The sequence below is a fragment of the uncultured Pseudosulfitobacter sp. genome, from assembly GCF_963976325.1.
Classification (GTDB): domain Bacteria; phylum Pseudomonadota; class Alphaproteobacteria; order Rhodobacterales; family Rhodobacteraceae; genus Pseudosulfitobacter.
This window is the reverse complement of sequence record NZ_CAXBJW010000015.1, coordinates 37,605-44,195: the sequence shown is the minus strand read 5'-3', so window position 1 is coordinate 44,195 and position 6,591 is coordinate 37,605. Positions and strand designations below refer to the sequence as shown.

Annotated in this window: 7 protein-coding genes and 1 pseudogene; 3 read left to right on the top strand and 5 right to left on the bottom strand. The window is 63.3% G+C overall.

Translation table 11 applies throughout. The features are described 5' to 3' along the window. Nucleotides 1–157 (top strand): annotated as a pseudogene (locus AAC077_RS18715) (glutathione S-transferase); the annotation flags it as partial. A 328-nt stretch (nt 158–485) separates the two neighbouring features. Here the strand turns inward: AAC077_RS18715 and AAC077_RS18710 are convergent. From AAC077_RS18710 to AAC077_RS18690, 5 genes are read right to left on the bottom strand one after another with little or no spacing between them, the layout of a single operon-like run. Further along, nucleotides 486–1,214: an SDR family NAD(P)-dependent oxidoreductase gene (locus AAC077_RS18710; protein ID WP_339772962.1), complete on the bottom strand. Its 729-nt coding sequence runs from the start codon at nt 1,212–1,214 to the stop codon at nt 486–488. Next, nucleotides 1,211–1,798: a DUF3833 family protein gene (locus AAC077_RS18705; RefSeq protein ID WP_339772959.1), complete on the bottom strand. Its 588-nt coding sequence runs from the start codon at nt 1,796–1,798 to the stop codon at nt 1,211–1,213. Before AAC077_RS18705 ends, AAC077_RS18710 begins: the two co-directional genes overlap by 4 nt. Continuing rightward, complete coding sequence (locus AAC077_RS18700) at nt 1,795–3,027, bottom strand: MFS transporter (RefSeq protein ID WP_339772958.1); 1,233 nt, start codon at nt 3,025–3,027, stop codon at nt 1,795–1,797. Before AAC077_RS18700 ends, AAC077_RS18705 begins: the two co-directional genes overlap by 4 nt. Then, nucleotides 3,024–3,785 carry a DUF1365 domain-containing protein gene (locus AAC077_RS18695; protein ID WP_339772956.1) on the bottom strand — a complete coding sequence of 254 codons (762 nt, stop codon included), beginning with the start codon at nt 3,783–3,785 and terminating at the stop codon, nt 3,024–3,026. The genes AAC077_RS18700 and AAC077_RS18695 overlap by 4 nt, the downstream gene beginning before the upstream one ends. Then, complete coding sequence (locus AAC077_RS18690; protein WP_339772953.1) at nt 3,782–5,092, bottom strand: FAD-dependent oxidoreductase; 1,311 nt, start codon at nt 5,090–5,092, stop codon at nt 3,782–3,784. Before AAC077_RS18690 ends, AAC077_RS18695 begins: the two co-directional genes overlap by 4 nt. Nucleotides 5,093–5,360: 268 nt before the next feature. On the opposite strand from AAC077_RS18690, the gene AAC077_RS18685 reads away from it, so the two are divergent. Both AAC077_RS18685 and AAC077_RS18680 read left to right on the top strand, forming a co-directional pair. Then, nucleotides 5,361–5,867, top strand: a complete 507-nt coding sequence (locus AAC077_RS18685; RefSeq protein WP_339772967.1) for a sigma-70 family RNA polymerase sigma factor — start codon at nt 5,361–5,363, stop codon at nt 5,865–5,867. A 5-nt stretch (nt 5,868–5,872) separates the two neighbouring features. After that, nucleotides 5,873–6,532: a ChrR family anti-sigma-E factor gene (locus AAC077_RS18680; protein ID WP_339772950.1), complete on the top strand. Its 660-nt coding sequence runs from the start codon at nt 5,873–5,875 to the stop codon at nt 6,530–6,532. Nucleotides 6,533–6,591 lie beyond the last annotated feature (59 nt).

Genomic DNA, 6,591 nt, shown 5'->3' with positions numbered 1-6,591 from the left:
CCTGTCGCTGGCCGATCCCTACCTGTTCGTGGTCTGCAACTGGCTGAAGGGCGATCAGGTCGATCCCGCAGACTACCCGCGCATCACAGCGTTCATGACGGCGATGGAAGCGCGCGCCTCGGTCAAGGCGGTTCGTGCCAACGGCATGTTGCCCTGATGCTCAGGTGTAAGGTAAACCGACTTTAGTGTCACGTTCCTGATCCAGATCACCGCAGCAGAGCGCAAAAGCGGTCGTTCATGGCAGGCGCAGCTGAGGTCCGGTTCGACCCCTTTCCGCCTTCCCCCGCGCGGAATCACGGCCGAAGGCCGCCGCGCATCGCCGGGCCGCCCCACGGCACGGCGATTTGGTTTCTGTTGTGCAATACGGATAGGTAGGATGTGCTTGGCTGCCATAAAGTGCCAGTCACGCAGGTCGTGTCGCCGCACCACGACCCGACGATGCGCGGCTTAGCGAATGGCAGCTAAGTCCGCCCACCTGACGCGCCCTAACTGAAAATCCGGTAATACAGCCAGTCCGGCAAAAAATTCGACCCGCGAAACACCAATGAAAACAGCCAGGGAAAGCTGGTCTTGAACCGGTCTGTCTCCATGTGTTCGACCATGTGTTGTGCGGCCTCTTCGGGCTGCATGATCATCGGCATTTTAAAGTCATTCTTGTCGGTCAGCTGCGTTTTGATAAAGCCGGGATTGCACACCTGCACCAACACGCCGGTCTTGCGCAGGTCGGCGTGCATACATTCCGCCAGCGACATCGTCGCGGCCTTGCTGGCGGTATAGCCGATGGAACCGGGCAGGCCCCGGAACCCCGTCAGGCTGGACGTGATCACGATGTGCCCCGCGTCGCGGTCGACAAAATCCGGCACCACCTGCCCCAGCACGCGCATAAACCCGGTAAAGTTAATGTCCGCCATGGCAACCGCTTGATCGGCGTCCCAGTCCTTGGCCCCGAACGGCCAGTAGACGCCCGCCAGCAGCACCAGCCCGTCAATCCGGCCCACGGCCTTGGCGGCCTCTTTCACGCTGTCACTGTCGGCAATATCAACCGTCTGGATCGACGCCTTGCCGGGCAGTTCGTCCGCCAGCGCCCGCAGCTTGTCTTCCGATCGCGCGGACAGGATCACCTCGACCCCGCGCGCACTCAGCTTGCGCGCCAACGCCGCCCCCAACCCGTCACTTGCGCCCACCAGCCAATAGCGTTTGCCTTGCCAATTCATGTCTCACCCCCTGTCGGTTTGATCTGTGCCGCGCTGTCTGCGGGCCGGATGGTGGCGACCAGCTCGGCCACGCATATCCCCAGTTTATAAAACTGCGACCGGTTGGTGATGGTTCCGTTTGGCGTCAGATACATCCAGTCCACCGTCCGCAACACATGCCCGCCCTGCGCCTCGGCCAGCCTGAACCGATACCGCATCTGAAAGGCCGGTCCGCTGGTGATACCCTGCGCCGTGCCCACGACATCATGCGCCGTCGCACTGACATGGCCGTTCGCATGGCACGTCAGCGCCCAGGCACGGGCCTGTGTGCTGCCGTTGTCATAGGTAAAAAGTTCGTCCATCACGCCGGTATCGCCATCCCACGTGCAGGTGATCTGCGCGGCAAAGCGGCTGGTGACACGGCCAAGCGGGCCGTAGATCACGCCTTCGCAGATCATCGGGCCATTCAGGTGGGTGCGCAGGTCGAAGGCGGGGCCGTTGGCGTCGGCATAGTCCTTGGGGCGTTGGGCCGTGAACCCGCCCCAGCGTTTGCGCGCCCAGACCAGCAGCAGCATTCCGACGGCAACGATCAGCCCCACAGTCATGCCAACGCCCCCTTGATCGGTGTCGCCACCAACAGCGCCATCGCAAACAGTTTCAACCCGCAGGGCACCAGCGCGTACAGCACCGCCAACAGCGTCAATGCTGCCGCAGGGCTGTCCCCTGCGCTGTTGAAGCCTGCGGCCTGCAAGGCAGGCAACAGGGTGACGGCGGCAAAGGCCAGCGTGAACTTGGACACGAAAGACCACAGGCCAAAGCCATCGGTCGCACCCGGTGAAATCTGCGCCATGCGCGCCGCGAATATCGCAGGCAGCAGCGTCAGATCCGCGCCCAGTGCCGCGCCGGACACCAGACAGATCACCGCAAACCATGCCCAGTCACCCGCACCCAGAAACACAGCACCGCCCAGTGACAGGATCGACAGGGCCATCGCAGCCAGCAGAACGCGCTTGGGGCCGTGGCGTTCAGCCAGAACACCCCAGACGGGTGCCGCACAGGCCGCCGCCAGAAAGAATGCCAACAGCAAAGGCCCCTCTTTGCCGCCCGCCTCAAGCCGCGCATCGACAAAGAACAAAAACAGCGTCGTCGTGACCGCCACGGGGGCCGCATTCAGCAGCGCGATCAGCAACAGCCGCCGCGCCAGCCCGTCGCGCAGCACCGCCCGCAATCCGGTCGACGCAGGCAGACCCGCACCCGACCATTCGCGCCGCATCATCGCCACAGCCGCCAGCGCCAACACCACAAACCCCGCAGCGAACCCCGCAAAGGGCGCTTGCATCCACAGCCCCAAAGCGACGGGCGCGATTGAGGCCACACAGACCCCCAGCAGCGCCCCCGTCTCGCGCCAACGGGCCAGCCGCAAGTGGCCCTGACCCGGCAGACGGTCGGCGCTGATAACCCCTTGCGCGTAAAAAACAATCGTGAGGAAGCTGAACCCCGAGAACACCAGCGTCAGCATGGCCGCGAACCAAACCAGCGGCGGCCCCATGGGCGGCACCGCGAACAGCCCCACCATCGCCAGCGCCATCACCGCAGCGGCCACCGCCACCGCCAGCCCGCGCCGGTCGCGCAACCGGTCACCCAGCCGGCCGAACAGCGGGTCCTGCACCACGTCCAGCAGCCGCAGGCCAAACAGCACCGCCCCCAGCGCGCCCAGCGACACGCCGTATTCGTCCACGTAAAACTTGGGCGCGTGAATATAGATCGGCAGCCCCGCCGCTGCCAACAACGCCGCAAACACCGCAAAAGCCGGAAGGCGCGGCGCGTGGGTCATCCCCGCGAGACGTCTTTGGCAGGCGGCGCAGGGCGGGGGCGGAACGTCGCCCGCTTGATCCACAGCTTCAACGCCTGCCAATGTATCAACGCCAGCACCCGGCGCGATCCGAACGGACGGCGCATCAGCGCACGCAGGATCGACCCGTTGCTCATCGGCGCGCGCCGCCCGGTCAACGTGGCGATCAGCCCGCCCTGACCCCGGCTGTAGTCGATCCAGATGCCGATGCGGTCGTCGGTGATGTCGAAACGAAACTCGTACCCGCCCTCGACGGGCTGAAAGGGCGAGACATGGAAAATCTTGGTCGCCTGCATCCGGTCGCTGGGCGCAATCGGGCGATGGTCGGCGTGGTGGATCAGATAGTTGTGGCGATCACCGAAGGTATTGTTCACCTCGGCAATCACCGCCAACAACGCGCCACCCGCGCCACGGCACAGCCAGAAGCTGACCGGGTTGAACACATGCCCCAACAGCTTCGGTTGGGCCAGCAGCTCGACCTTGACCACGTTCGGCACCTGCCAGTCGCGCAAGACCTCGCGCACCCAGGCCGCCCCACGCCCGTCACCGGGTGCACCACCGTGATCCACATCGTTCAGCGCCGCCAGCCCCCGCCCGTTGCGGGTGAACAGGGACGGCCCCTGCACCTGCGCCTCGGCATCCAGCAGGACGTAATCAATCGAATAGCGAAAGGCGTTTTCAACCGCCCCCTTGCGCCCGTGAAAGGTTTGCGCCGCGATATGGTCGATGGCAGACGTCATTCCGCCGCCAACACATCCGGCACCGCCAGCAGCCGCTGCGCCACATCAAAGGCCGACGACAACCCGTCCTCGTGAAAGCCGTTCTTCATCCACGCGCCGCAGAACCATGTGTTGTTGGTCCCGTTCATCAGCGCCGCCTTTTCCTGCGCCGCCAGTGCCGCCAGATCATAGACCGGATGGCGCAGGGTGACCTGATCCCAGATCAGATCGGGGTTGATCTCGCGGCGGCTGTTCAGGGTGACAAAGAATTGCTCGCCCTTCAGCCACGGCTGCAACGAGTTCATCCAATAGGTCAGGTCGATCCGCTCGGACGCGTTGTCTGCCGCTTCGGTATAAACCCACGACGACCACGTCTGACGACGGCGCGGCATGATGGTCTCATCCGAATGCAGCACGATGTCGTTGGGCTGATAGGCCACAGCCCCCAGCACCGATTGCTCCTGCTCGGACGGGTCATCCAACAGCTTCAGCGTATCATCCGAATGGGTCGCAAAGATCACCTCGTCGAAGGTCTCCCACTCTCCGCCCCATGTTTTCACCTGCGCGCCCGCGGCGGTGCGGCGCACCGATTGCACGGGGGATTTCAGGCGGATGTCGATCCCGTTGCGGCGCAATGCTGCCTCAAGCCGTGTGACATAAGAACGGCTGCCGCCCTCGACGGTGTACCATTGGTGCTGGCCGGTGTGGTGCAACAGCGCGTGATTTTCAAAGAACTGGATCATCGCGTGCGCAGGGAAATCCATGATCTTTTCCGTGGGCGTCGACCAGATCGCGCCGGACAGCGGCAACAGGTAGTAATCGCGAAACCACTTGCCCGTGCCCAACAGCTTCAGGAACGCGCCCACGGTCATCTGCCGGTCGGCCTGTGCCAGCCGCAAGGCCCGTTTGTTGAACCGGAACACATCCCGCACCATGCCCAGAAACCGCGGATCAACCGCATTGCGCGGCTGCGCGAACAGCGCCCCCAGACTGGCCAGCCCGTATTCCAGCCGCCCGCCGCCGATAGACGCGCCAAAGCTCATGTTGGACGGCACAACCGGCACATCCAGTTCATCGAACAGCGCGGCTAGATGCGGATAGTTGGCGTAGTTGAACACAATGAACCCGGTGTCGACCGGCGTATCGCCCTTGCGCCCCGCCATCCGGGTGCGGGCATGACCGCCCAATTCCGGCTCGGCCTCGAACAGGGTCACGGCGTGCTGACCGCCCAACATATGGGCCGCGCCCATCCCTGAAATACCTGCTCCGATGACTGCGATTTTCTTGTGGCCGGTGGCGCCTTGGGCGCGGGGGGCTTCAAATGGCATTGTGTTTTTGTGTCCTTGGCCGTTTTTGTTCTTATGCCATACGTACGGGGCAAATCGGCTTTCGGTTTCAAATTGCTTCAAAAAAATAAATTGTGATCCATCTGGTGACCCGACGCGTAAGAGAGATATGTTCGCAGGTCACGACACCACTACGCCCGCTGTGCGGGTCAGCCCATTTGACAACGGGAAGGGGTGTACCCCTGCGACAGGACATAAACTGGTGAATACACGAAAGACGGACGAGAAACGGGCTTTGTGGGTGGACCATATGGTGCGCATCCACACGTCACGGGACCGCGCCGCCTTTGCCCAGCTTTACGACCACTTCGCGCCGCGGGTGAAGGGGTTCTTGATCAAGTCGGGGGCCGATGCGTCCCTGGCCGAGGAATGCGCCCAAGAGGTCATGGTGACCGTCTGGACCAAGGCGCATATGTTCGATGCCTCGCGGGCATCGGTGGCAACGTGGATCTTCACGATTGCCCGGAACCGCAAGATTGACGCGCTGCGCAAGCAGCGCCGCCCCGAACCCGAGGAACTGACATGGGGCCCCGAAGAAGAACCGGCGCAGGCGGATGTGATCGCCTTGCAGCAGGAAAGCGAAACCTTGGTGCGCGCCATTGCGAACCTGCCCGCGCGGCAACGCGCACTGTTGGAAAAGGCGTATTTCGGGGAACTGACCCACAGCGAAATCGCCGCCGAGACCGGTCTGCCCCTGGGCACGATCAAATCAAGAATACGTCTGGCGCTGGATCGACTGCGCCACGCAATGAAGTAGAAGCCATGAAAAACGACATCAAACACCACATCACGGACCAGATGCTGATGGGCTATTCGGCAGGCACCCTGCCCGAGGCGTTCAACATCCTCGTGGCGACCCATATTTCGCTGTGCGACGACTGTCGCGCGCAACTGGCCAGCTATGACAGCATCGGCGGCGCCATGCTGGGCGGCGATCACGACACGCTGGCGACGATGGACACGGGCAGCCTTGCCACGGTGATGGAACGGCTTGAGGATTGTCCTGCTGGCACACCTGATCCCGCCCCGTCGACACGCGAGAAAACCGTGCCTGCTCCGCTCAGCGACTACATCGGCGATGACCTGTCCGGCGTGAAATGGCGCAACATCGGCATGGGCGTGCGGCAGGCGATCCTGCCCACCTCGGCGGATGCCACGGCGCGTCTGCTGCACATCCCCGCAGGGGTCGCCATGCCCGACCACGGCCACAACGGCACCGAAATGACGATGGTGCTGCAAGGCGCGTTTCAGGACGAAGACGGCTATTTCGCGCGGGGCGACGTGGAAACCGCCGACGCGGATGTGAACCACACACCCGTCGCCGACATCCACGAGGATTGCATCTGTCTGGCCGTCACCGACGCGCCTCTGCGGTTCAAGGGGCTGTTTCTGAAGATCTTCCAGCGGTTCATCCGCATGTGATCACTGCAATTCCAGCCCCTGCGGTCTTCGCGGGGGCTGTTGCAAAAGGTCTAACCTTT